This is a genomic window from Acinetobacter sp. ANC 4216 (assembly GCF_004331195.1).
Taxonomy (GTDB): domain Bacteria; phylum Pseudomonadota; class Gammaproteobacteria; order Pseudomonadales; family Moraxellaceae; genus Acinetobacter; species Acinetobacter kookii.
Genome location: NZ_SJOC01000003.1, coordinates 88,756 through 112,267, shown reverse-complemented (window position 1 = coordinate 112,267; position 23,512 = coordinate 88,756). Strand labels below are relative to the sequence as shown.

Sequence of the window (23,512 nt, the reverse complement as noted above, 5' to 3'; positions counted from 1 at the left end):
ATTAGATGAACAATAAACTTTTAAGCTTTAAAAAAAATAAATTGTGGTACGCCGTTTATACAAGTTCTTTAGCTATCACCTGGTTAACAGCAGCTTCAGTGGTACAAGCCAGTGATTTGCAGATTTATGCTAAACCAGAAGGTGGTCAAACAACAGTCATTCTAATGTTAGATAATTCTATGTCTATGACGATGTATAATGATGGTTTAGGTTCGAATAGGTTGGTTAGACTTAAAGCTGGGATCAATGATTTATTAAAACAAGATAGTGTTACTCTTGCGAATGGTACAAGGGTAAATTTGCAGGATGCCTATGTGGGATTGGGATATTTTTCTGATTCCTCAAGTAATCAGCATGGAATAATAAAGGTGCCAGCAGCACGACTTGGTGCTGTAGGTGATCCAAATAGTCTTGCAGGACAGCGTTTAAAGCTTAAGCAGGCTGTAGATGCAATGACGGGTGCCAGTTATACCCCTTCTGCCCATGCCATGGCAGAAGCAGCCGCTTATTTATTGGGAACTACAACATATTGGGAAAAAGAAATAACACAGGATAGGAATATTAATAAAGAAAAGTATCGTTTGGTTCGTAAATATACGCAAGATTCTTCACAAAGCTGTGGTAAAAAGTGTACAGAATATAAGTATACTTATACATACGAATATTCTGACTGTACAGACTATAGTGCTACCGATTTTAGTACCAATACCCAGAGTTGTAGCAGTTGGGTTAAGGATGCTTCTAAATCATATTCAAGAAGTGATTCGAATTGGGTGGAATCTCCTCAATGGGTTGGGCAACCAAGTATTCCATCTTATGATAGTTCCTCTTCTAATCCGCGGACACCTAGTAATAATCAGAATCAGACGATTATTTACAGTATAAATGATACCCAAGTTTATAGATATACAACGAATGCCAACGCTAGTGTTAAAACGAGTGGCATAGTTGATGCTAAAAGTAGTACTGCGGATGCGGATATTTTATTAAGTAAAACCTCATCAAATCTTGACTTGAGATATAAATCACCGCTTCCAACCAATAGTGTAAGTTGTGATGGTCAGGGAATATATTTTCTGTCCGATGGTTTACCCAATCAAACTACGACAGCAACTGTCGAACCTTTAATGCAGACAGCACTTAACGATTCAACTTTTACCTGTCCTGCAAGTGATAATGACACTCCTGAAACAAGTAATGATTTACCTAACCCTAATGGGGATAGTGGCATAGGTAAGGCAAACTGGAATTGTATGGGAGCATTAGCTAAACGATTATATGCAGGAGGAACTTCTAATCCTAAAGCTCGATCAATTAATACCGCTTTTGTGGGATTTGGTAGCGCTTTTGGAGATATGACGGCGAATAGTGATGCTGCCAGAGGTGCTAAATATGCTTGTAAATTAGGCTCAAAATTAACCGGGGATGCATGTTCGCCTGATGCTACGAATACGACTTTAAAAAATCCATCCGGCGGGTTTGGTAATGGTGGATTCTACTATGTAACTACAAATACTCAGGTCACTCAAAGCATTGCGAACTTCATTAAAGATAACCAAAATGGAATTATTGCTCCATTAGCAACAGGTCAGATATCTGTGCCTTATGATGCGCTAAACCCAAATACATTACAAGAATATGGTTATTTACGTGCTCTAGAACCAAATCCAGCAAGTACAAATGTAACTTGGAATGGCAATCTAAAAAAATATCAGGTCGTGTTATCGGGTACAACTGCAGGAGCATTTACAGCTAGTTCTGGTGGCTTGGTTTTTGATTCCACAGGTAAATTCAGAACAGGCACCAAAGATTACTGGAATGCATCTAGTTATAATGATGGCGGTATTACGTGGTTAGGTGGTGCATATTCAAAAGTACCATTACCAATTTTAGGTCAGACACAACAAGCTGATGCCACAGGTAAAATAACACGTTATGCCTATACTGCTTCAAATAACATTCGTAATTTATTTACAGACGTTTCTGCTGCCACCACAACCACTTTAACAAAAATGTCAGCACAAAATACCTCTTTACTTAAGCTTCCAGAAGCTCCGGCTGAAGGTACAAATCCATTTACTTCTGCGGCATCTACAGCTTCTTATGTATTAGGGAAATTTAATGTTTCGAGTGGCCAAAATATCCTAAAGGATTTTCCTACAGCAATAAAATTGAAGATTTTAAACTATTTAGGCTATAAAACAGATACTAGCGCTACCGCACTTCCGACGGAATTAACGACTGAAAATTCTCCTTATTTATCAATGGGAGGGAGTGTTCATTCTTTACCTGTGCAATTAACTTATTCCGGTAGTCTGGATGCAAATGGAAATTTAACGACAACACGTGATCAGTCAATTATGTACGGTTCTTCTGAAGGAGGATTGCATATAGTGAATGCTTCTACAGGCCAAGAGCAAATGGTATTTGTTCCTGCAGATATTTTGGAAGATGCCATAGCTTCTAAGGGTTTAATTGCGGGTTCAGTTGATTCGGGGACAGTGCCTACGCATGGTGTTGATGGTGCTTGGGTTGCTGATTCAGCATATGATATGTCTACATCTACTACAAGTAATACAACGACGACCAACGTCAAAGCACGTAAAATGAATGTGTATGGTGGACTTCGTATGGGTGGAAGTAGCTATTATGGTTTAGATGTTCTTACACCAACTTCGCCGAAATTTTTATTTAGAATTCATTCTGGATTGAGTGATTATAGTCGTTTAGGTCAAACTTGGTCCAAGCCTGTTTTAGCCAATATTCGTTATAATGGTACGATTAAACGCGTAATGATTGTGGGAGGGGGGTATGACACTTGTTATGAAAACCCTAACTTCCAGTTAAATACAAGCGGAATATCAAATACAGATTATCCGGATACATCTTGCAATAGTAAAACCCAAGCACAAGGTAATGCAGTTTATATCATCGATGCTTCTGATGGTTCACTTGTTTGGTCAGCTACCTATAATTCTTCTGCAGCTGCAACCGATGGAAGAAAATATATGGCCCATAGTATTGTAAGTCGTATTAGTACATTAGATCGCAATGCAGATGGCCTGGTTGATCACCTATATTTTGGTGATTTGGGTGGTCAGGTTTTTCGCATTGACTTGAATAATAATCAAACTCTGACAGGTTCGACATACAGTAATTTTGGGGTTCGTGTAGTCCGTTTAGCTAACCTTGCGACAAATGATACGACTTCTGATTCAGCAAATGATTATACAGGTAGTAAAGCTCCACGATTCTATGAGCCACCCACGGTAACTATTCATGATGAAGGTAAAGATACCTTTATTGCTTTAGGGATAGCATCGGGCGATCGTAGTACTCCTTTGGATGTTTCTCCTACTGGTACAACGGGCCGTGACAATATGAAGCCCACTACTGCATTAACTGATAGACCGGTCAATAATGTATATGGGGTTATTGATAAAGACTTTATAAAGAAAGACTTAATTTCAGGTACGCCGACACTCGTCAGTATTAATAAAGTGCGGACTGACTTTAAGAAAAATCCGCAAATTTTAGCGACTGGTGAAAAAGTAGCTAACTTCTTCTTTCCATCAACTGGTGCCGGAAAAGATGGTTGGTATAGATCACTGTCCAGTACAGATGCAGGTGTAGAGAAAGCGGGGGGAACAAGTGGAATTCGTGTTAAAGGCGGATTAAAAGCTTTCGAAGAACCAATGGCTATTACTGGAAACCTGCTGGTATCAGTGTATGATCCAGAAGGAACGGGTGTGGGCGATAATATTCCATGTATGCCAAGGGTTGTTGGCGAAACAGATTGGCAAACATTTTGTTTACCATTTGGTGCCTGTTTAAATTCGGATGGTACTATTAACTCTACAAAAGAGGGAAATACAGGTTTTAAAGTTGATGCAGCTAATAGAAATAAAAATATCATTGGCCCAGGCATAAGAAGTATAGCATTTGTTCCTAAAGCAGATTCCACAGGAGGTAGTTCTACAACGAATTGTGGAAAAATTACCATGGCTGGAAATGCTTCGGGGACAGGTGAATGGCAATGTACAAGTCATTTTATTCCAACACGATGGTATGAGCGTTATCGTTAACAGGACATAATAAATGAACAGATCTTTAACGCTAAAATTCAATCAGGGTTTTACCCTGATTGAATTGATGATTGTGGTAATGGTGATTGCAATTTTTGCAGCAATTGCACTTCCAAGTTATCAAGCATACACACGTAAGGCAAATGCTGCTTTTGCTCAGCAGGAAATATTAAAATTAGCTGATCAACTGGAAAGACATAAGACCAGAAACTTCAATTATAAAAATTTTGCCCCGAGCACAGTTACGCTTAATCGTGGTGGATACACTCTGACTATTACCGACGATACCACAACAGGGAATGCATTAAATTCAACTGCAACAAATGGTCAAACCTGGGTGATTAAAGCCACAACTTCAGATGCTAGACAAATGAAGTTATTGGCGAAAAGTTCGGGATTACGCTGTCAGAGTACAACAGCAACTGCAGTGGATAATGCTTGTTCAAGTGCAGTGTGCACGGTTTGTGAAACCAATAGTGAGGCCTGGTAATGCGTAATGGATTTACATTAATTGAATTAATGATTGTAGTGGCAATTATTGCAATAATTGCCGCAATTGCACAGCCTAGTTATTCTCAATATAAAAAAAGAGTAAGCCGTGCCGACGTTCAGGCGGAAATGATGAATATTGCACAGCGTTTGGAATCTCATAAACTGGCAAATTTCAAGTATCCGGTAACTACCATGACAAGTTTTTATGGGAGCAATGTTTTTCCGAGAACTGGGACTGCATTGTTTACACTGGCCTTTAGTTTATCAAATGCCAATACCTGGGTAATGACAGCAACGCCTATATCAACCTCATCACAAGCAGGGGATGGTATTATTTGTCTAAACGATCAAGGCCAAAAGTTCTGGGCTCAGGGCGCAACAGCGTGTGCACTTTCAGCCACCTCAAACTGGGACGGTCGCTAAGATAAATTCAAACTGTGGATAACCTGAAATTTGATCTTTCTTTCAGCGCAAATATAACGTAAAATATCGCCCTCTATGAAAGGGGTTTGAAATGTATCGATGGTCGGTACAGGGATAATCCGTAAAAACTATAAGGTTGTATCATGGTAGTTATTCGTCTTGCACGCGGTGGTGCTAAAAAACGTCCGTTCTATCAAATTATTGTAACTGATAGCCGCAATGCGCGTGACGGTCGTTTCATCGAACGTATCGGTTTCTTCAACCCTACAGCTCAAGGTAAAGCAGAAAAACTTCGTTTAGATGCTGACCGTTTTGCTCACTGGGTAGCACAAGGTGCTCAACCTTCTGAACGTGTTGCTTCTTTAGCTGCTCAAGCTAAGAAAGCTGCAGCTGCTGCATAATTTTTATATAAATTAGGTAGTAGTTTGCCCATGACACCAACACAGAATGTTCCCGAAGATCGTATTCAGATTGGACAGTTACGTTCAGCTTATGGATTAAATGGGTGGCTCTGGGTCTATTCCAATACAGAACCTATGAGCAACATCTTTGACTATCTGCCTTGGTACATTGAGACCAAAGCAGGTTGGCAAACAGTAGATGTAAAACGTTGGAAACCGCATGGCAAAGGCCTGGTTGTTTCGCTAAAAGGTGTGAGTGATCGTACTGCAGCGGATGAACTGGTTGGCGCAAATGTCTGGATTTCAAAAGCGCAGCTTCCGAAAGCAGGTGTGGACGAGTATTACTGGTCAGATTTAAAAGGCTTAACTGTGTTAGGTCTGAATGAAGAAGACCAGGAAGTCAATCTCGGTAAAATCCATGAACTGTTTGAGACCGGTGCCAATGATGTGATGGTGGTTCACGCAACACCAGACAGCGTTGATGCTGAAGAGCGTATGATTCCATGGCATAAAGATGTGGTACAACGCGTTGATATTGAAGCTGGTCGTATCTACGTCAATTGGGGCGTAGACTACTAACAATTTTTCGGAAATACGGGAGTCTGCGATGTTTTTTGCAGTCATTACGCTTTTTCCTGAAATGTTTGAAGCGATTACAGCCTATGGTATTAGCGGGCGTGCGGCGAAACGTGAAATAGTACAAGTCACTTGTATTAATCCACGCGATTATGCTGAGGGCAACTACAAAAGAGTGGATGAACGTCCATTTGGTGGTGGTCCGGGTATGGTGATGATGGCAGAACCTCTGTCAAAAGCAATCAACCATGCCAAAGAGCTTGCGCAAGAAGCAGGAGCGGTGAACGTGCCTGTGGTGTATATGTCACCCCAAGGTAAAACCTTAAACGAAGCTGCGGTACAAGATTTCGTTCAATATGACGGGTTGATTGTATTGTGTGGACGTTATGAAGGGGTCGATGAACGTTTGATCCAGCATTATGTTGATCAGGAATGGTCAATTGGAGATTACGTCTTGTCGGGTGGCGAACTGCCTGCGATGGTTTTATTGGACAGTATTATCCGGAGACTTCCGGGTGCCATGTCAGATGAACAATCTCACGTGCAAGACTCATTTGTGGATGGTCTTTTAGATTGTCCACAATATACCAAGCCAGACCATTTTGAAGGTTTGAAGGTGCCTGAAGTACTTAAATCCGGGCATCATGCCAATATTGAAAAATGGCGGTTTTTGCAGCGCTATCAACGCACCTTGGAACGCAGGCCAGAGCTTGTGGAAAAAGTTGAGCTGACCAGCCAGCAAAAAAAATGGCTACGAGATTTGAATACTTAATTGTATTCGTTAATAGGCTTTTTATGCATTGAAGCGGTCAAGCATAAAAAGAAATATAATCGGGTATATGCGCTTTAGCCTCTATATCCAGTGGAATTCAGACCCTTCTGAGCCACACATTATTGGAGATACCCCATGAGCGGTAAGCATCCTTTAGTACAAGCTGTTGAAAATGCTCAGCTTAAACAAGACATCCCAGCTTTTGCACCAGGTGACACAGTAGTTGTCCAAGTAAAAGTAAAAGAAGGCGACCGTGAACGTCTACAAGCGTTCGAAGGTGTTGTTATTGCTAAGAAAAACCGTGGCTTGAACTCTGCGTTTACAGTACGTAAAATTTCTAGCGGTGTTGGTGTTGAGCGTGTATTCCAAACTCACTCACCAATCGTTGCTGGTATCGAAGTGAAACGTCGTGGTGACGTTCGTCGTGCTAAACTTTACTACCTACGCGAATTGTCTGGTAAAGCTGCACGTATTCGTGAAAAATTGCCAGCTCGTAAAACTAAAGCTTAATTTTAAGTTTTATACGAGTAAAAAAAATGCGCCTGTTGGCGCATTTTTTTATGTCTGACATTGCAGTGGTTACAAGCCTTGCTGTTTCAAACGGTTGGCATGCTGGCGGTAGACATCTACCGGGTCTGGTGCAAATAAAGATTTCAAACCAAGAACCTGATTGACTTCATCTAAATGGTTCCAGTTATAGTTATCGCGGATGGTTTTACCAAACTTGGCACTGCAACGCGACACCAGGCCATCATTTTCTTTGCCGCCATCAATCAGCAAACTTGTTACTTTTAAGGCACCATCAGGGTCCAGCAAATTGGTTACTGTCCCGACACCGGTAAAGGAATAGTTATAAATGCCCTGGTCGAGTAACTTGCCTTCGCCACAAGCTGTGCTTGGCATGCCGATAGGGAACTTGGCATTAAACTGTGCAGAGCCTGCAAGGGTTAAGCTTGTTCCGCCTGCAAGTGAATCATGCGGGAAGCTTTGCGGGTCAAGCCCTTGTGCCCAGGTAATGGCTTTGGAAACAAAATTGATTACCCCTACCAGTGGGCCTTCGATCGCTGTGCCTTCAGCAGATAAAATCAGGTCTGCCACAGGCGAGCCTTTATGTGGCGCACCTACACCTGTCATGGAAGCAACTTTGTCTGGCAATGCTCCGCCCACATAGCGAATTGTTGGGCCACCATGCGAGTGACCAATCAGATTGACTTTTTCTGCCCCGGTTAATGCCAGAATCTCTTCGACTTGTTGTACCAGTTGCTCGCCACGAATTTCAGATGAATTAAATGGCGATACGCGGGTGGCCCAGACATTGGCACCGTTTCGTGCCAAGTCGGGCAAAATCTGATACCAGTAATCAAGACCAAACTGGTCTGTACCTACGGTAATGAAACCTGCCATACCGTGACTAAAGACAATCGGGTATTTGGTTTTTGCATAAGTTGAGACCGCTTTCGCTGTCACCTGTGAGGTGTTGGATGCCTGAGCCGTACCCAATAGCGTGCTGGTGACTAGACCGGCGAGCCATAATCCATATTTCATAAAAAATCCTCATTTTTTATATTTTCTTGATGCTTTTATTTTTAGACAATTTAGATTGTCATATTAATTATTGAATAAGGCAGAATGAAATAACGATAAGTTCTCGATCAGTGAAATATATAGATGTAACAAAATATTTTTAAACAAGGGGCACATCAGGGAAAATATCCCGGATGTGCTGGTTATTATAAACCTTGTAACTTTAAACGGTTGGCATGTTGTCTGAACAGGGTAACTGGATCAGGGGCGAACATTCCTTTTAAACCAAACATCATATTCGCCAGATCAGTATGATTGAGATTGTAATTATCACGAATGACCAGACCAATATGTGAACTACAGCGAGCGACCATACCATCATTGTCTTTGTTGCCATAAGATAATGGTCCGAGTTGCATCAAGATGCTATCAATGTCCAGCAGGTTGGTGGTTTGTGCAGTTCCACCCCAGGAATAGTAATAAATGCCTTTATCTACTTTGGCACCGCTCTTGTTACAGTCTGAAGCCAAAGCAGAGGTTGGGAAACGTTTATTAAAGTTTGTAGATTCCACTTCAGTCAGAGACTTCATTGAAGCATCAAAGCTTACCGGAATGTCCGGATTGGCTTGAGCCCAGGTCATCAGTGGACCAATGATGTATTGTCCCAGAATATTGAAGGCAGTGCGGCTAATGCTATTGCTCTGAATATCATCGGCGACTTTAGAACCGCGATAGGTTCCGCCCACGCCCGTGACTGATGCCACATATTGCGGTTCTACGGCTGCGACATACTGTACGGTTGGGCCGCCATGACTGTGACCAATCAGGTTCACTTTATCCTTTCCCGTAATTGCGAGCACTTCTTCGACTTGAGCAATCAGCTGTTCACCACGGAACTCGGTGGTATTGGCCGGGGAGAGTTGTGCGGCAAAAACAGTCGAACCATTGCGCGCCATATCAGGCAAAATCTGATACCAGTAATCAATATTGAAACTGTCATCGCCGATGCGTGACCAGCCCAACCAGCCATGGGTCATGACAATGGGATACCGGGTCTTGGCATAGTCGGATTTGACCGTTTCTTGAATCTGCAAAATTCCTTTTGCTGCCTGTGTTTCAGCTGTAAGACCGCAAGTGAGGGTCATCATTACAGCAAGCGTTAGCGCTTTTTTACTTTTTAAAGTTTTCATCAACTTTTCCTTTTAATACTTTTGTTTTTATTCATATCAGTACATCCATAAGTTGATCCATCTCATCTCCTTATCAGACGACATTAAGATTATTCGGTATATGGTAATTTTCCTCCCTGATCATGGATGGTTTCAAAAGTCCCTACTCGTAGTTGTTCTTGGGGTTTATTAAAGTGCTGAGTCCGTAATTTTTGTACGGCTTGCTGCTTGGCCTCGTCACTCATGCCGCTTTTCATGATGCTGTCCCGTTCAGCCAGATACTGATTGACCTTGTCTTTCCAGTCATTGCGTTGCTTATCTAGGGTTTCTAGACGTTGCGTCGCCTCAGGACCGACCAGATTCATGCGCATCTGATGAATATCTTCGGCTGAACCGCCACGCGCTTTAATATCCGCTGTGAGTTTACGCAGATCTTCCAGTTTATTGAGCTGTTCGAGATTTTCTTTCCAGTCTTCAGGTAACTGGTTGAAAAGATCTTTTAATTTTTGTGCTTTTTGTGCTTCGGTTAAGCTCTTGTCTGCCAGAACGGTCATGCGATTGAGCGTGTATTCATGATAGGTATCTTCAGTACCAAATAAGCCTTCAATTTCGTAGTCAGAAAACAGCTGTTTACGCAGGTTTTTCATATGGGCAAAAATGCTTTGGTAATATTTAGGATCTTCCTTATCGATATTTGGGGGCTGCAACTCGCCCAGTTTTTCCCGGTAATTGATATAGCGGTTCCACAAATCAATAATTTGCCCTAGAGCGGGTTCTTTATAGTTTTGCTGGATATAGGCTTTGAAATCATGTTTGATTTGCTTGAGATCTTTTTCGCCATACTGGGTAATGAAATATTCAAAACAGTTGCGGGTCTGTTCATTCACAATCAAGCGATTGGCATTGTCCAGGCTTAACTGACAGTTCACTTCGGTGTCTTGCTGGCTAGGACTGACCAAAGCCCGACTTTGGTCTGTGGGGGCAGGCATTGATGAGGTTAAGGTAGGAGGTGGTGCATTAAGGGTTTGAGCAGCATCAGTTCGTTCTGCGGTCGACTGGGACGGGGCGAGCCAAAATAACAGCACGCCTAGACATACCAAAATTACCAGCAAAATAATCCATAATTTATGATGTTTATGCATTTCCTATGCAACCTTCTTTTTCTGTTTATTAAGGTTCTAAAATTGAACTCAATTTGCCATAAAAAACTGAATAAAACGTAGAAAAGTTGTAAAAAATGACAAGCGGTTGCTAACATAGCAGCCGTTTGAACTTGATTGATTTTCACTATGAAAAAGACTTCACCTAAAATTCAGCGCCGTCATATCAGCGGCGTATTTTTACTGAATAAGCCTCTAGGTATCAGTTCAAATGCGGCCTTGCAAAAAGTGCGCTGGCTCTATCGGGCAGAAAAGGCCGGACATACCGGCGCACTGGATCCACTGGCTTCAGGCTTACTGCCCATCTGTTTGGGTGAGGCCACCAAATTTTCCCATTATTTACTCGATTCGACCAAGCGCTACCAGACCACGATTCACTTGGGGCACAGCACCACCACCGGTGATGTTGAAGGTGAGGTGCTGCTGGAACAGGCTGTACCTGCATTGACGGAAGACAAAATAAAGCAGGTTCTGGAAAAATTTGTTGGCGATATTCAGCAAGTGCCACCCATGTATTCGGCACTGAAAAAAGAAGGCCGTCCGCTGTATGAATTGGCGCGTAAAGGGATAGAAATTGAACGGGAAGCCCGTCCGATTCATATTTATGCCATCGAATTACTTTCTTTTACTGAAAATAGTATTACCCTTGAGGTGACCTGTTCTAAAGGCACCTACATTCGTGTATTGGGCGAAGATATTGCCCAAGCCTTGGGTACATATGGTCATCTGACTTATCTGCACCGGATTAAAACCGGTCATTTTGACCTGATTCCTGAATATACGATCGAATATCTGGAGAGTCTGACTGAACAGCAGCGAGAGGCTTTGTTGCTGCCTGCCTATGCACCGGTCGATCATTTTCCTAAAGTTCAGGCACCTGAAGGACGTGCAGAATATTTTAGCCGTGGCATGGAAAGCAATATTGAACATGCTGCGGAAGCACAGGTGCTGGTGTTTGATGGCGAAAAATGTCTGGGTCTGGCTAAAATTACCGACCGTAAGCGTCTGGTTCCGAAACGCGTGTTAAATCTCGAATAATTGTTGAAATAAATGTATGGAAATTGAAATTGTCTTAAGCCTTCTGTTTTTTGCATTTTTTGCCGGTGCGATTGATGCAGCAGTAGGAGGTGGCGGGTTGATTCAAATTCCGGCCATTATGAATGCCATGCCGCAACTGTCGCCAGCGACGGTGTTTGGCACCAACAAACTGTCCTCGATTTGCGGTACTGCATCGGCGGCCTATTCATTTGTGCGTCAGGTCAAACTGCGCTGGAAGCTGCTGGCGGTTATAGCCAGCTGTGCTTTTGTCAGCTCCTTTGCCGGGGCGGCCTGTGTCAGCATGATTCCCAAAGAGGTGCTGCGTCCTTTTGTGCTAGTGATGCTGATTGTGATTGCCATCTATACCTTTATGAAAAAGCAGTTTGGGCAAGTACATGTACGGCAGGAACTGACACCGAAAATCTTGCTGCTGGCTGCTGTAGGCAGCCTCGCGATTGGTTTTTATGACGGCATTTTTGGTCCAGGCACTGGCAGTTTCTTTATCTTCTTTTTTATCCGTTATCTTCAAGCGGACTTTTTGCATGCTTCGGCCTTGTCCAAGGTGGCCAATTTAACCACCAACCTTGCTGCACTGAGCTTTTTCGCCCCTACGGGTCATGTCCTGTTTGGTTTGGGGCTGATGATGGCTGCCGCCAATGTAGTCGGTTCAATAGTCGGTGTGCGAGCTGCCTTGAAATACGGCAGCGGTTTTATCCGTATTCTGTTTTTAATTTTAGTCAGCATCCTGATCGTTCGTTTGGGATATCAGACCTTTTTTCCTTAAATCATTCCCGATATTAAAATTTTTTATACAAATTGCTTCATCTCGTCACCCACATGTGCGTCATTCGCTTTTAAGATCATGAGCAGAATGTCTTCAAAATAATGATAAGCAGTCTTTTGAATGTGTAGCGGCTGTAGCAAATTAAAGGGTGGTGTAGATGAATATTTTCGAAGCTTTACGTGCAAGCCATGAAATCCAGAGAGAACTTTCTGAAAAATTAATCCAGACCTCGGGGAATAGTGAAGAACGTCGTGAGCTGTTTGAACTGCTTAAAAATGAACTGTTTGCTCATGCAGTTGCTGAGGATCGTTATTTATATATTCCTTTGATGATGACCGATTCTGGCCTGAGTATTACCCGTCATGCCCTGGCGGAACACCATGAAATTGATGAATTACTTGACCAATTGACCGAAACCGATTTTAGCAATCATGGTTGGTTGGCGATAGCCAAGAAACTTTCTGAAAAGGTGCATCATCATTTAAAAGAGGAAGAGCATGGTTTTTTCCAGCAGGCGGGTAAAATTCTGGAAGACCAGCAAAAGATAAGTCTAGCCAAGAAATATTTGGCTGAATATAAAAAGTATAAAAAGGCAGATAAAGACAGTCTGACTTAAAGCGATATAAACAGAAAGACGGCGTGTAGCCATCTTTTTTACCAGGTTTTCTGATTATGAGCTTTGAGGATTTGGTGTTTTACTGGCTCTAAATGTCACGCCAACCGATGCCAGCATGACACACAGCAGGGCAATCCACTGTAGCCATCCTATTTTTTCTCCAAGCAAAAGCAGTCCCGTGAGTGCAGCCAGAGCAGGAGAAAGGCTGGATAAGGTGCCATAACTCAGTTTGCTTAAATGCTTCAACGCTTGTAGATCAAGCGCATAAGGAATGGCGGTGGCCAGTATCGCGATTGCCAGGGCTTTGCCCCAGTACTGGGTTTCCACCAATGCAGCAGCATTGTTGTATAAGCCAATCGGTAACAGGCTGAGAGCAGACAAACTGATGGCAATGGTTAAGGCATGCATACCAATATTCTGCTGCACCACCTTTTGACCAAAATAAATATAAAAAGCCCAGCACAGCCCCGCCGTCAAGGCACATGCAGCACCGATCAGCGAAAATTGTTCACTTCGAGCCTGTCCCCAAGGCACCATCAGGGCAATGCCTAAAATGGCCAGTCCGACCCACAGATAATCACTACGCTGCTTAATCGACAGCAAAGCCAGTCCTAAAGGGCCGATGAATTCCAGACCCACCGCAATGCCTTGAGGCAGTTTGCCCAAGGACATGTAGAACAGGATATTCATGAACCCAAGTGCTGCACTATAGCAGAGTAGGTCACGCCATTTTAAAAAGGACAGCCGCTTTAAGATGTGCCATGAACGAAACATGATGCAAACAATCACCGCGGCAAAACACAAGCGCAAAATCGTCACGGTCAGGGGATCGAGCACCATGAACAGCTGTTTGGCGAAAGATGCACTAATTTGATAGGAGATCATGGACAGAACCATGAACACTACGGCAAGAAGTTGAGAATTTGGCATGAGACACGCAGTTGGATGGTCAAGTTAATTAACCATGTTATGGGTGTGCACAGTATAGCGGTTCATGCTGATTTTTTGAGTTTTTACTGTGGAAAATTTTAAATTCAGAACTTTGAATTTAAAATAATCGGTAGATGCAGGATGGTTTTATCGATTTGAATTTAAATGATCCATTTTTTAATGGGTTTGCAGTTTGGTTCGTGGCTTGCTGATCAGGGTAATCAGCATGATCAGTACGGTCTGTAGCAGGGCAATTTTGAAAATTGGCTGACCCTTAATCTGATCTGATTGTTCGCACAAAATGAGATAGGCAAAATGCCAGATTTTAAAAATCTGGAAAAATAAAAAACCACAGCATGAATGCTGTGGTTTTTTAAATAAAACTGAATTAGAACAATACGCGAACGCGGATTGTGCCTTCAACTTCGTGAAGCGTATCGAGTGCTTCTTTAGACGCAGTTGCATCAACGTCCATCACCAGGTAACCGACATCACCTTTAGTCATTAAAGACTGACCAGAGATGTTGATGCCGTGTTCAGCAAACAGGTTGTTGATTTTAGACAGCACGCCTGGAATGTTTTTGTGAATGTGCAGTAAACGGTGTTTACCTTCAGTCAATGGCAACGCGATTTCAGGGAAGTTCACCGCAGACAAGGTCATGCCTTTATCTGAATAAGCAACGAATTTCTCTGCAACTTCAAGACCGATGTTGGCTTGCGCTTCCATGGTTGAACCGCCCACGTGAGGTGTCAAGATCACGTTGTCCAGGCCACGAAGTGGAGAAACGAATTCTTCACCGTTGGCTTTAGGCTCTTTAGGGAATACGTCAACTGCAGCACCTGCAATGTGACCAGACTTGATGGCATCCGCAAGGTCTTCAATGATTACACATGTACCACGTGCAGCATTGATGAAGATTGAACCTTCTTTCATTTGAGCAAACTGTTCTTTGCCCATGAAGTTACGCGTAGATGGAACGTCTGGAACGTGTAGAGATACCACGTCAGCATTTGCAAGCAACTCGCCCATCGTACCGACCTGGCGTGCGTTACCCATAGGAAGTTTGGTTACTGCATCATAATAAATGACATTCATACCCATGCTTTCAGCAAGCACTGAAAGTTGAGAACCGATTGAGCCGTAACCGACAATACCTAAAGTTTTACCACGAGTTTCATACGAACCTACTGCAGACTTGTTCCAGCCACCACGGTGAGTAGAAGCAGATTTAGCAGGTACGCCACGAAGCAATAAAATAGCTTCAGCAAGTACCAGTTCAGCTACTGAACGGGTATTTGAATATGGTGCGTTAAATACTGGAATACCGCGACGCATTGCTGCATCCAGGTTTACCTGGTTGGTACCGATACAAAAACAGCCAACAGCGATCAGCTTGTTGGCTGCTTCGAATACTTCTTCAGTCAGTTGAGTACGTGAACGAATACCAATGAAGTGAGCATCTTTTACCGCTTCTTTCAACGCTTCACCCTCAAGCGCAGTTTTACGGTAATCGATGTTGGTGTATCCAGCAGCATTTAAAGTGTCGATTGCGTTTTGATGAACGCCTTCTAACAACAAGAAACGAATTTTATCTTTAGGCAGTGAAAGATGTTGGCTCATTACGGCTCCGCTACAAAGGCCAAATTTAGTCGCGATATGATAACATACGAGAAGGGTCTATATACATTTCCTTTATGACGGAGACTATAGGTATTTTTGCCATACATATGCCAGGAACTACAGATTTTGGTCTAACTAAAGCTGTAATTTTTAAGCCTAGATTGTCAAAATGCTTATTTTCACCAGGTTTCAGTAAAAAATGTCTTATAATGTCGAGTAGTGAAATCGATCACAGTTATATTGTTGATTTTATGCTCACACCCAGTCTAAGACATGATTTTTTTGTAAATCTCTTTGCAAAGAATGCTCTATAGACCGTCCACCACTTGTATATTTCTTGCTAGGTCTGCAAACGATGAATGCTCCAGTCGCTTTAACACCTGAGTTATTAACCCAATTGACAGCCATTGTGGGTGAAAACCGCATTAAAACTGATGCTGCTAGTCTCGATGCCTGGGGCAAAGACTACACCAAGCATTTCGATCCAAACCCATCAGTCATTGTTTTTCCATCAAGTACGGAACAGGTGCAGGCGATTGTTAAATTTGCCAATGAACACAATATTGCCATCACACCGTCGGGCGGCCGTACCGGTTTATCGGCCGGTGCAGTAGCAGCCAACGGTGAAATTGTGGTTAGCATGGACAAGATGAACCAGATTCTGGAATTCTTCCCTGCAGACCGTATGGTGCGTGTACAAGCGGGTGTGGTGACTGAACAGTTACAAAACTATGCCGAAGAACAGGGCATGTATTATCCGGTGGATTTCGCGTCTTCAGGTTCATCACAAATTGGCGGTAACATCGGCACCAATGCCGGCGGTATTAAAGTGATCAAATACGGCATGACCCGTAACTGGGTGCTGGGTCTGACCGTTGTAACTGGTAAAGGCGACATCCTGCGCCTGAACAAGGGCATGATCAAGAACGCGACCGGTTATGCATTACAACATTTGTTCATTGGTGGTGAAGGTACGCTTGGTCTGGTAACTGAAGCTGAAATCAAGCTGGAACGTCAACCGCAAGACCTGCAAGTGATGGTCCTGGGTGTACCTGACTTTGAAGCCGTGATGCCAGTTCTTCACGCCTTCCAGGCGAAAATTGATTTAACTGCATTTGAGTTCTTTGGTGAACTTGCGATGCAAAAAGTGCTGGATCATGGTCATGTACAACGTCCGTTTGAAACGGAATGTCCATTCTATGTACTGCTTGAATTTGAAGCGCCATTTGAACCAATCATGGACAAGGCGATGGAAATTTTTGAGCATTGCATGGAACAGGGTTGGGTGCTGGATGGCGTAATGAGCCAAAGCCTGGAACAGGTACACAGCTTATGGCGTTTGCGTGAAGATATCTCTGAATCAATCGCACCGTTCACACCATACAAAAATGACATTTCCGTACTCATTACGCATGTTCCTGCATTTATTAAAGAAATTGATGCGATTGTTGCGGATAATTACCCTGACTTTGAAATCTGCTGGTTCGGTCATATTGGTGACGGTAACTTGCACTTGAACATCTTAAAACCAGAGAACCTGTCTAAAGATGAATTCTTTGCCAAATGTCAGGTGGTGAACAAATATGTATTCGATACTGTGAAAAAATATGACGGTTCGATTTCTGCAGAACACGGTGTTGGTATGACTAAAAAACCTTACCTCAACTACACCCGTTCTGAAGAAGAAATTGGCTACATGAAAGCCTTGAAACAGGTATTCGATCCAAACGGCATTATGAACCCGGGTAAACTGTTCGATCTTTAATATTTAACCTGTAAGTTCTATGCGCCGATGACTACATAACTGTTATCGAGTACGAAAAAAAGGCATGGCATCATAGATGCGATGTCTTTTTTTTATGGGGGAGATTTCCCAATGTTACGTTTACTCTCTACCTCTATAATGTGTTTGGGCTTAATCACGACGGGTTGTGCAACAACTAAAAAATTGGCCTCTAAAGTGAATATTGGTTCTTCTAATACGCCTTTGCAGCAAGTGTTAAAAGAACGACCGGATTTGCGTAAGGGTTCGGCAACGGTGGAGATTCGTCAGTTTTTTAATAGTGTAGAGTCACCAACTGCTGCTCAGGTAAAAGTCACGGAAACGGGTTTAATGGATGACTCGGTTCGTTCAATGCGTACGGTGTATAGTTTTAAACTGGTGGATGGGGACTGGAAGAAGGTAGATACAGAAAAATCGTATCAATGTCTGCGTGGGAAAAATACCAAGTCTTTTCAGAAAGCGAAATGCCCTTAATAAATCTTTGATTTATGGTTGAAAAGTAAGCTGTTATGCTGCATAAAAAGCGTATCGATTGATGCGCTTTTTTGCGTTTGGGGAGAGATGGATGTCAAATAATTTGGAAGACTATATAAAACCAATTAAGTTAAAACCTATATCTAAAAAAGATGGTGAGGTGATTTTTTATATAAATAAAAAATTAGTAAATAAAGATGATGAGATTGCCTTAGGTTTAAGATATGTCTGTAATCGATATTTATTTGGTTTGGGATATAGGCAAATAATGAGGGATCATTTTGAGGGAATGGGGAAGAATAGTGGAATTTTGATTAAACCATTTACGATATCGGGGGAAGTATTCCCAACATTAAAGTTTCCTGGAGATATAGATTTTTTAATTATTCCATATGAAGACGATAAACTAATCATTTCAAAAACTATAGCTATTGAATTAAAAATTATAAGAGCAAAATTTATAAAACAGCACAAATCTCCAAATGAGTTTGGGTTTTCACAGGCTAAAGGATTGATTGAAGCAGGGTTCCCATATGTTGCTGTGATACATTTAATAATCTCAGATCAAAGTCCAGAAGATCACTGGAGAGATGTACTCATGGCTAAAATAATCAATGCAGAAAGTGGGAAAATAGAGCTATTAGATACTGTAAAAAAAGACATGATGCCTTCGAGCCTTATGGAAAGAGCTATGGGGCGTTTAGTTGCCAATTGTCCTGACTCGAAATTAGGATTATTGGCAACTTATTTTGAAAAAAACTTAGAAAATGGTGGAAATTGGTTTCCTGCAGGGCGTATTGCTACTTTTAATAATAAATGCAGATTAGAAACAATGGATAAAATAGCTGAATATTATTATCAAAATTATGAGTCATTTCTTGATACTAGAAAATATCCAGAAAATAGGTAATTAATTGAATTTGATTAGATAACTAAATTTTGTTCTTATGACATTAAATGCTGGAATTTTCACAAATACGAAAGCGATAATATAATCATAAGCTGTATGGGATAATATAAGTATTTAAAACATGTTTAATATAAGCATGTTAATGAATGGTAGATTTCTAGCAGCTTATGCAAACCTCAAAGTCCTATACCGCCACCTTAAGCCGTGCCACGCTGATGTTCCCATTGGCATTGGTCCTGTTTGAGTTTTCCGTTTATATTGGCAATGACCTGGTGCAGCCTGCCATGCTCGCCATTACCAAAGACTTTGGCGTCAGCAGTTCGTGGGCACCATCTTCCATGTCGTTTTACCTGCTGGGTGGGGCATGTGTGGCCTGGTTACTCGGCCCATTGTCCGACCGTTTGGGACGTAAAAAAGTGCTGCTTGCAGGCGTACTGTTCTTTGTATTGTGCTGCTTGCTGATTTTGCTAACGAAAAATATTGAAAGCTTTTTGGCACTGCGCTTTTTACAGGGGATTGGTCTCACCGTCATTTCTGCCGTCGGTTATGCTGCCATTCAGGAAACTTTTGCAGAACGTGACGCGATTAAAGTCATGGCACTGATGGCCAATATTTCCCTGCTTGCACCATTACTCGGTCCCGTGATTGGTGCATTCCTGATTGACCATGTGTCATGGCATTGGGGCTTTATCGGCATCGCGTCATTAGCCTTTTTAAGCTGGTTTGGACTGAAAGCCAAAATGCCCGAGAACAAAGTCAGCCTACCAAAACAGCCATTCGGTTATATATGGGATGACTTTAAACAGGTTTATAAAAACAGACGTTTTCTGGCCATGACCTTGGCTTTGCCGATGGTCAGTATGCCGTTGATGCTCTGGATTGCACTGTCACCGGTCATGCTGGTGGAAGAACTGGGTTTTAGCAGCATGCAATATGGTTTGGCACAATTTCCGGTATTGGGCGGATTGATTGTCGGTAATGTGGTGCTGATTAAAATTATCGACAAACTGGCTTTGGGCAGATCGGTGCTGATGGGCTTGCCGATTATGCTGCTCGGCACGGTAATTTTACTGGTTGGGGTGATTTTTCCGGATTATCTGATCTGGTGCCTCATTGCAGGCATGACGCTCATCAGCTTTGGTGAAGGTATCAGCTTTTCGGTGCTGTATCGTTTTGCGCTGATGTCATCGGAAGTATCCAAAGGTACAGTGGCAGCAGCCGTTTCGATGCTGTTGATGTTCAGCTTCTTTATCATTATTGAACTGGTTCGGGTGATGTATGAACACTACCACTATTTGGCATATAGCGTGGCGTGTTTTGTTTTAATTGCACTGTGGTTCAGTTTTCCGCGAGCGATGCTCAAGCAGATTTTAAAGGAACGGGTGAAGCAGGGACAGTTTTAAGTGACTGATTTTTTTCCCTCTCTTTGTAGGATATGAGGAATATATTCCGCAAGGGATGAGGGTGTATTTAGATTGTAAAATGACCTCTCCCTAACCCTCTCCTAGAAGGAGAGGGAATATTATTATTTGCTGAAAAAGGACATAGCCCTTTAATCAGAAACTATAGCTTGGACTCGGCAATCGGCTGCGCAACAGCCTTTAACTTGCGATCGAAAACAAAAGTGCCAAACGGTAAAATAGATGCAATCAACCCCAAAATAAACATCTGAAGCGACCATTTCTGTTTTTCGCACACAACAAACAAAACAATTAAAAACAGGATAAACAGTACGCCGTGTCCCATACCAACATATTTCACCAGAATTGGATTATCCAGCATATATTTCATTGGCATGGCGATAAACAAAAGCAGGAGAAAGGAAAGTCCTTCTAAAAGACCGACAACACGTAAAGTTTGAATATTCATGGTCATGTTTAAATTAATGAGAATGAACCCTGAGTGTACCGAATATTGCCGCAATGGTGAATAAAAGCTCGATATATTTTAATAACTTATCAAATGCTTATAATCACGTGTTGAAACCGGTCTTTCAGCCAGTTCAGGCTTTTTCTAAAGCTCGATTAGTGTGAATATAGCCTGCTTTTTCCGTAGAGCTGTGAAGTTATTCACCCCCAATGTGGCTCGGTACGATCTCTGATTGTGAGGTCATCATAAAAAAAGCAGACACTCTGCCTGCTTTTTTTATTTTATGGTTTTATGGACACATTATTGAATCACACCACAGGCAATCCGGTCTCCGCCACCGCCTAAAGGTTTGGGCTCATCGGCATAGTTGTCACCACCGGCATGCACCATAATCGCCAGGCCTTGAACATCGGCCAGTTTTAAACGTGGGGCCACCAGTTTTTCCTGAGATTTTCCTGAAGCATCCACGGTAATGAGGGGTAAATCTCCCAGATGTCCGGTGAGTGGTGTACCGTGATGTGGCGCCTGGTTGGGGTTGAAATGACCGCCAGCGGCAAGGGCGGCGCCCATTTTGCCATCTTTTTCTGCCGGGCCACACAAACCTTTTTCATGAATATGGAAGCCGTGAGGGCCAGGTGGCAGATTACGTAAATCGGTATTGATGACCAGACCAGAAGGGCTATCGAGTAATTCTACTGTCCCGATTTTATTGCCTATGCCTTGTGCAGTGACGGCATTGACCGTGACGTGTTGCGCTTTATGTTCATCTATAGGTTGGGGGCTGGCGCAACCAGCCAAAAATATTGCCCCCAGGGTGGCAATTGCAAGGGGTTTAAATGGTATTTTCATGACTGTAAGCATCCTGACTTTTTTATAATTGGCACCATTGAAACAAAGTCGTGGATGCAAGACCACGTGATTTAAGTAGTGGAATGTATAAGTTTCTTAACCTGGGCTTGTCAGCTTAATCAGGATGATGGGTTTCATCATCAATATCATGGGCAAGGGTGGCTTTGGGCATCATTAAGCCTTCAGTTTCATTGGTTTCATGCAGCCATTCCCGCCAGATCGCCAGTAATACCGCCAGTATGACCGGACCGACAAACAATCCCACCATACCGAAGCTGGCCAGCCCACCCAGCACACCAAACATAATCAGCAGGAAGGGAATCTGGGTAGCCCCTGAAATCACCAGTGGACGGATTACGTTATCTGCGGTACTGACCACACATACGCCCCATACCATCACCCCGATCGCTTCAATGGTGTGCCCCTGAGAAAATAACCATAGCGAAACAGAGGTATAGGCAATCGGAGGCCCAAAAGGAATCAGTGCCAGCAGGAAGGTAATGATGGTCAGCACCATCGGGTTAGGCACGTCGGCTACAAAATAGCTGATGCCTGCCAGAACCGATTGGGCAATGGCAGTCAGTCCTACACCGTAAACTACGGCACGTGTGGTTTCAGAAATCGTGTCCAGGTAATGGTGGATACGCGGACCAATCACCATTTCCAAGGCTTTGCTGACCTGATGTAAAATGGTGTGACCATCACGGTAGAAGAAAAATAACGACAGCACGGCAAAGCAGAGCTTGATCATGTTCTTGCTGACTTCGTTCAGTACCGCTTTTCCGTAATTTAAATGACCTTGAATCCAGATCGAGACGGACTGGATAATGCTGTTCGGGTCCTGATTAATCTCTCTTAACGTACGTGAAATTTCTTTGCCAATAAAAGGTAACTGCCGGATAAAGTCAGGAACGTTCAGGTGACCGGAAAACACCTGTTTCTGTAATTCGTAATACAGGTTTCGGCCTTCATGCTGCAACATGAAGATCGCAAAAATAATCGGTAAACCCAGGACTAAAACGACAGAAAGAATCATTACTGTGGCGCTCAGCGTAGGACGCTGTCCACACATGCGCAATACCGACTGATACAGCGGCCAGGTGACATAGGCAATAATTGCCGCCCAAACCACAGGTACAATAAAATATTTGAGCACATTAAAACTCAAATACATCAGGACAAAAAACAGTCCAAATAATAAAACCTTTTGTAATGTGGGCGCGTAATGTTGCACTGAATTCACTGACTACTTCCTAAGTTCGGAGATCATCTTAACCGAAAAAAAAGCTCCCGAAAACGAGAGCTGGGTAAGTTGTGATGAATATTTATTGAACATTTCCATGCCAAAGCTTGGACTGCGCCATTCAATGCAATTAAAACCAGGCACTGGGATCATCAATAATGGCATTTAACAGCGGTTGCCATTGCGCTTGCATGGACAAATAGTTTTTTTGCGTTTTATCAAAAACACTCAGTCCATGCATGGCAAGCTGGGCATAGGCCGCCCGTTCGGAAATCCAGGTTACCGGCTGCTGTTCAATTTTTTGGAAGAAATCCTGGATATCTTTGGAGCTGGCACTGTTTGCTTTCATCCGGTTGGCCAACAGTAAAATTTGCACCTTGCCTTTGCGGATACGCTTAATCTCTTTTAAATGCTTCAGAAAACGGCGGGTACTTTCTATATCAAAGAAAGAAGGCTGCAATGGCGTAATAATGGCATGGGCTTCACTGATCAGCTGTTCGGCATGCTCGCCGGACAGGGCGCCAGGAGCATCCACAATCAGATATTCGATATTTTTAGGCACCTCACCAATCGATTTTTCCTGACGCCAGTCCAGGCTTTGAATAGGAGCTGCATCTTCCGGACGCTGTTTCAGCCACTGCAAGGCCGATTTCTGATTATCTGCATCGGCAAGTGCAACTTTATATCCCTTTTGTGCCAAAGCGCTAGCAAGACTAATTGCGGTAACAGTTTTCCCGCATCCCCCTTTTTGATTGGCAATTAAGATAGTTTTCATGACCCTAACGATTTTATT

At 42.8% G+C, this 23,512-nt stretch carries 24 protein-coding genes; 14 read left to right on the top strand and 10 right to left on the bottom strand.

Annotated features, from left to right (window positions below; translation table 11 throughout):
* The first annotated feature begins 5 nt into the window (after positions 1–5).
* From E0H88_RS03265 to rplS, 7 genes are all read left to right on the top strand, one after another.
* Positions 6–4,085 carry a PilC/PilY family type IV pilus protein gene (locus E0H88_RS03265; protein ID WP_131273085.1) on the top strand — a complete coding sequence of 1,360 codons (4,080 nt, stop codon included), beginning with the start codon at positions 6–8 and terminating at the stop codon, positions 4,083–4,085.
* 13 nt (positions 4,086–4,098) lie between these two features.
* Positions 4,099–4,575, top strand: a complete 477-nt coding sequence (locus E0H88_RS03260; RefSeq protein WP_131273084.1) for a type IV pilin protein — start codon at positions 4,099–4,101, stop codon at positions 4,573–4,575.
* Positions 4,575–5,000 (top strand): type IV pilin protein, encoded by a 426-nt coding sequence (locus tag E0H88_RS03255; protein ID WP_131273083.1) that lies wholly within the window; start codon positions 4,575–4,577, stop codon positions 4,998–5,000. Before E0H88_RS03260 ends, E0H88_RS03255 begins: the two co-directional genes overlap by 1 nt.
* 143 nt (positions 5,001–5,143) lie before the next feature.
* A complete protein-coding gene (gene rpsP / locus E0H88_RS03250; RefSeq protein ID WP_092820170.1) occupies positions 5,144–5,401 on the top strand; it encodes a 30S ribosomal protein S16 in 258 nt (85 codons plus the stop codon).
* A 30-nt stretch (positions 5,402–5,431) separates the two neighbouring features.
* Positions 5,432–5,980, top strand: a complete 549-nt coding sequence (rimM, locus tag E0H88_RS03245; RefSeq protein ID WP_092820169.1) for a ribosome maturation factor RimM — start codon at positions 5,432–5,434, stop codon at positions 5,978–5,980.
* A gap of 28 nt (positions 5,981–6,008) precedes the next feature.
* Positions 6,009–6,749 carry a tRNA (guanosine(37)-N1)-methyltransferase TrmD gene (trmD, locus tag E0H88_RS03240; protein ID WP_131273082.1) on the top strand — a complete coding sequence of 247 codons (741 nt, stop codon included), beginning with the start codon at positions 6,009–6,011 and terminating at the stop codon, positions 6,747–6,749.
* Between the two features lie 135 nt (positions 6,750–6,884).
* A complete protein-coding gene (rplS, locus tag E0H88_RS03235; RefSeq protein ID WP_086197174.1) occupies positions 6,885–7,259 on the top strand; it encodes a 50S ribosomal protein L19 in 375 nt (124 codons plus the stop codon).
* A gap of 69 nt (positions 7,260–7,328) precedes the next feature.
* Here rplS and E0H88_RS03230 read toward each other — a convergent pair whose 3' ends face one another.
* The 3 genes from E0H88_RS03230 to E0H88_RS03220 all read right to left on the bottom strand — a co-directional run bounded on the left by E0H88_RS03230 (position 7,329) and on the right by E0H88_RS03220 (position 10,584).
* The gene (locus E0H88_RS03230) at positions 7,329–8,294 is read right to left on the bottom strand and encodes a lipase family alpha/beta hydrolase (protein WP_131273081.1); all 966 of its coding nucleotides are present in this window, start codon (positions 8,292–8,294) and stop codon (positions 7,329–7,331) included.
* Between the two features lie 185 nt (positions 8,295–8,479).
* Positions 8,480–9,463, bottom strand: coding sequence for an esterase/lipase family protein (locus E0H88_RS03225; protein ID WP_131273080.1), 984 nt, complete (start codon positions 9,461–9,463; stop codon positions 8,480–8,482).
* 89 nt (positions 9,464–9,552) lie between these two features.
* The gene (locus tag E0H88_RS03220; RefSeq protein ID WP_131273079.1) at positions 9,553–10,584 is read right to left on the bottom strand and encodes a lipase secretion chaperone; all 1,032 of its coding nucleotides are present in this window, start codon (positions 10,582–10,584) and stop codon (positions 9,553–9,555) included.
* A 147-nt stretch (positions 10,585–10,731) separates the two neighbouring features.
* Between E0H88_RS03220 and truB the strand changes: the two genes are divergently transcribed.
* The 3 genes from truB (at position 10,732) to E0H88_RS03205 (ending at position 13,040) form a co-directional block, all read left to right on the top strand.
* Positions 10,732–11,640: a tRNA pseudouridine(55) synthase TruB gene (truB, locus tag E0H88_RS03215; protein ID WP_131273078.1), complete on the top strand. Its 909-nt coding sequence runs from the start codon at positions 10,732–10,734 to the stop codon at positions 11,638–11,640.
* Between the two features lie 16 nt (positions 11,641–11,656).
* On the top strand, positions 11,657–12,424 hold the full coding sequence (locus E0H88_RS03210; protein ID WP_131273077.1) for a sulfite exporter TauE/SafE family protein: 768 nt from the start codon (positions 11,657–11,659) through the stop codon (positions 12,422–12,424).
* Between the two features lie 157 nt (positions 12,425–12,581).
* Positions 12,582–13,040: a hemerythrin domain-containing protein gene (locus E0H88_RS03205; protein ID WP_131273076.1), complete on the top strand. Its 459-nt coding sequence runs from the start codon at positions 12,582–12,584 to the stop codon at positions 13,038–13,040.
* A gap of 54 nt (positions 13,041–13,094) precedes the next feature.
* Here the strand turns inward: E0H88_RS03205 and E0H88_RS03200 are convergent, their stop codons facing one another.
* The 3 genes from E0H88_RS03200 to serA form a co-directional block, all read right to left on the bottom strand.
* A complete protein-coding gene (locus E0H88_RS03200) occupies positions 13,095–13,970 on the bottom strand; it encodes an EamA family transporter (RefSeq protein WP_131273075.1) in 876 nt (291 codons plus the stop codon).
* A gap of 177 nt (positions 13,971–14,147) precedes the next feature.
* Positions 14,148–14,270: a hypothetical protein gene (locus E0H88_RS16195; RefSeq protein ID WP_257230573.1), complete on the bottom strand. Its 123-nt coding sequence runs from the start codon at positions 14,268–14,270 to the stop codon at positions 14,148–14,150.
* An 88-nt stretch (positions 14,271–14,358) separates the two neighbouring features.
* The gene (serA, locus tag E0H88_RS03195; protein ID WP_092820160.1) at positions 14,359–15,591 is read right to left on the bottom strand and encodes a phosphoglycerate dehydrogenase; all 1,233 of its coding nucleotides are present in this window, start codon (positions 15,589–15,591) and stop codon (positions 14,359–14,361) included.
* Between the two features lie 355 nt (positions 15,592–15,946).
* Between serA and E0H88_RS03190 the strand changes: the two genes are divergently transcribed.
* From E0H88_RS03190 to craA, 4 genes are all read left to right on the top strand, one after another.
* Positions 15,947–17,356: a D-2-hydroxyglutarate dehydrogenase gene (locus E0H88_RS03190; protein ID WP_092820158.1), complete on the top strand. Its 1,410-nt coding sequence runs from the start codon at positions 15,947–15,949 to the stop codon at positions 17,354–17,356.
* A gap of 111 nt (positions 17,357–17,467) precedes the next feature.
* The gene (locus E0H88_RS03185; RefSeq protein ID WP_131273074.1) at positions 17,468–17,848 is read left to right on the top strand and encodes a hypothetical protein; all 381 of its coding nucleotides are present in this window, start codon (positions 17,468–17,470) and stop codon (positions 17,846–17,848) included.
* A 91-nt stretch (positions 17,849–17,939) separates the two neighbouring features.
* Positions 17,940–18,758, top strand: a complete 819-nt coding sequence (locus E0H88_RS16040) for a hypothetical protein (protein ID WP_252151977.1) — start codon at positions 17,940–17,942, stop codon at positions 18,756–18,758.
* 167 nt (positions 18,759–18,925) lie between these two features.
* Positions 18,926–20,161, top strand: a complete 1,236-nt coding sequence (gene craA / locus E0H88_RS03170; protein ID WP_131273073.1) for a chloramphenicol efflux MFS transporter CraA — start codon at positions 18,926–18,928, stop codon at positions 20,159–20,161.
* Positions 20,162–20,321: 160 nt separating this feature from the next.
* Here craA and E0H88_RS03165 read toward each other — a convergent pair whose 3' ends face one another.
* The 4 genes from E0H88_RS03165 to E0H88_RS03150 all read right to left on the bottom strand — a co-directional run bounded on the left by E0H88_RS03165 (position 20,322) and on the right by E0H88_RS03150 (position 23,494).
* Entirely contained in the window at positions 20,322–20,627 is a 306-nt protein-coding gene (locus E0H88_RS03165) for a DUF3817 domain-containing protein (RefSeq protein ID WP_131273072.1), read from the bottom strand.
* 300 nt (positions 20,628–20,927) lie between these two features.
* The gene (sodC, locus tag E0H88_RS03160) at positions 20,928–21,476 is read right to left on the bottom strand and encodes a superoxide dismutase family protein (protein ID WP_131273071.1); all 549 of its coding nucleotides are present in this window, start codon (positions 21,474–21,476) and stop codon (positions 20,928–20,930) included.
* 115 nt (positions 21,477–21,591) lie between these two features.
* Positions 21,592–22,719, bottom strand: coding sequence for an AI-2E family transporter (locus E0H88_RS03155; protein ID WP_131273070.1), 1,128 nt, complete (start codon positions 22,717–22,719; stop codon positions 21,592–21,594).
* 130 nt (positions 22,720–22,849) lie between these two features.
* Positions 22,850–23,494, bottom strand: coding sequence for an AAA family ATPase (locus tag E0H88_RS03150; RefSeq protein WP_131273069.1), 645 nt, complete (start codon positions 23,492–23,494; stop codon positions 22,850–22,852).
* Positions 23,495–23,512: the final 18 nt, after the last annotated feature.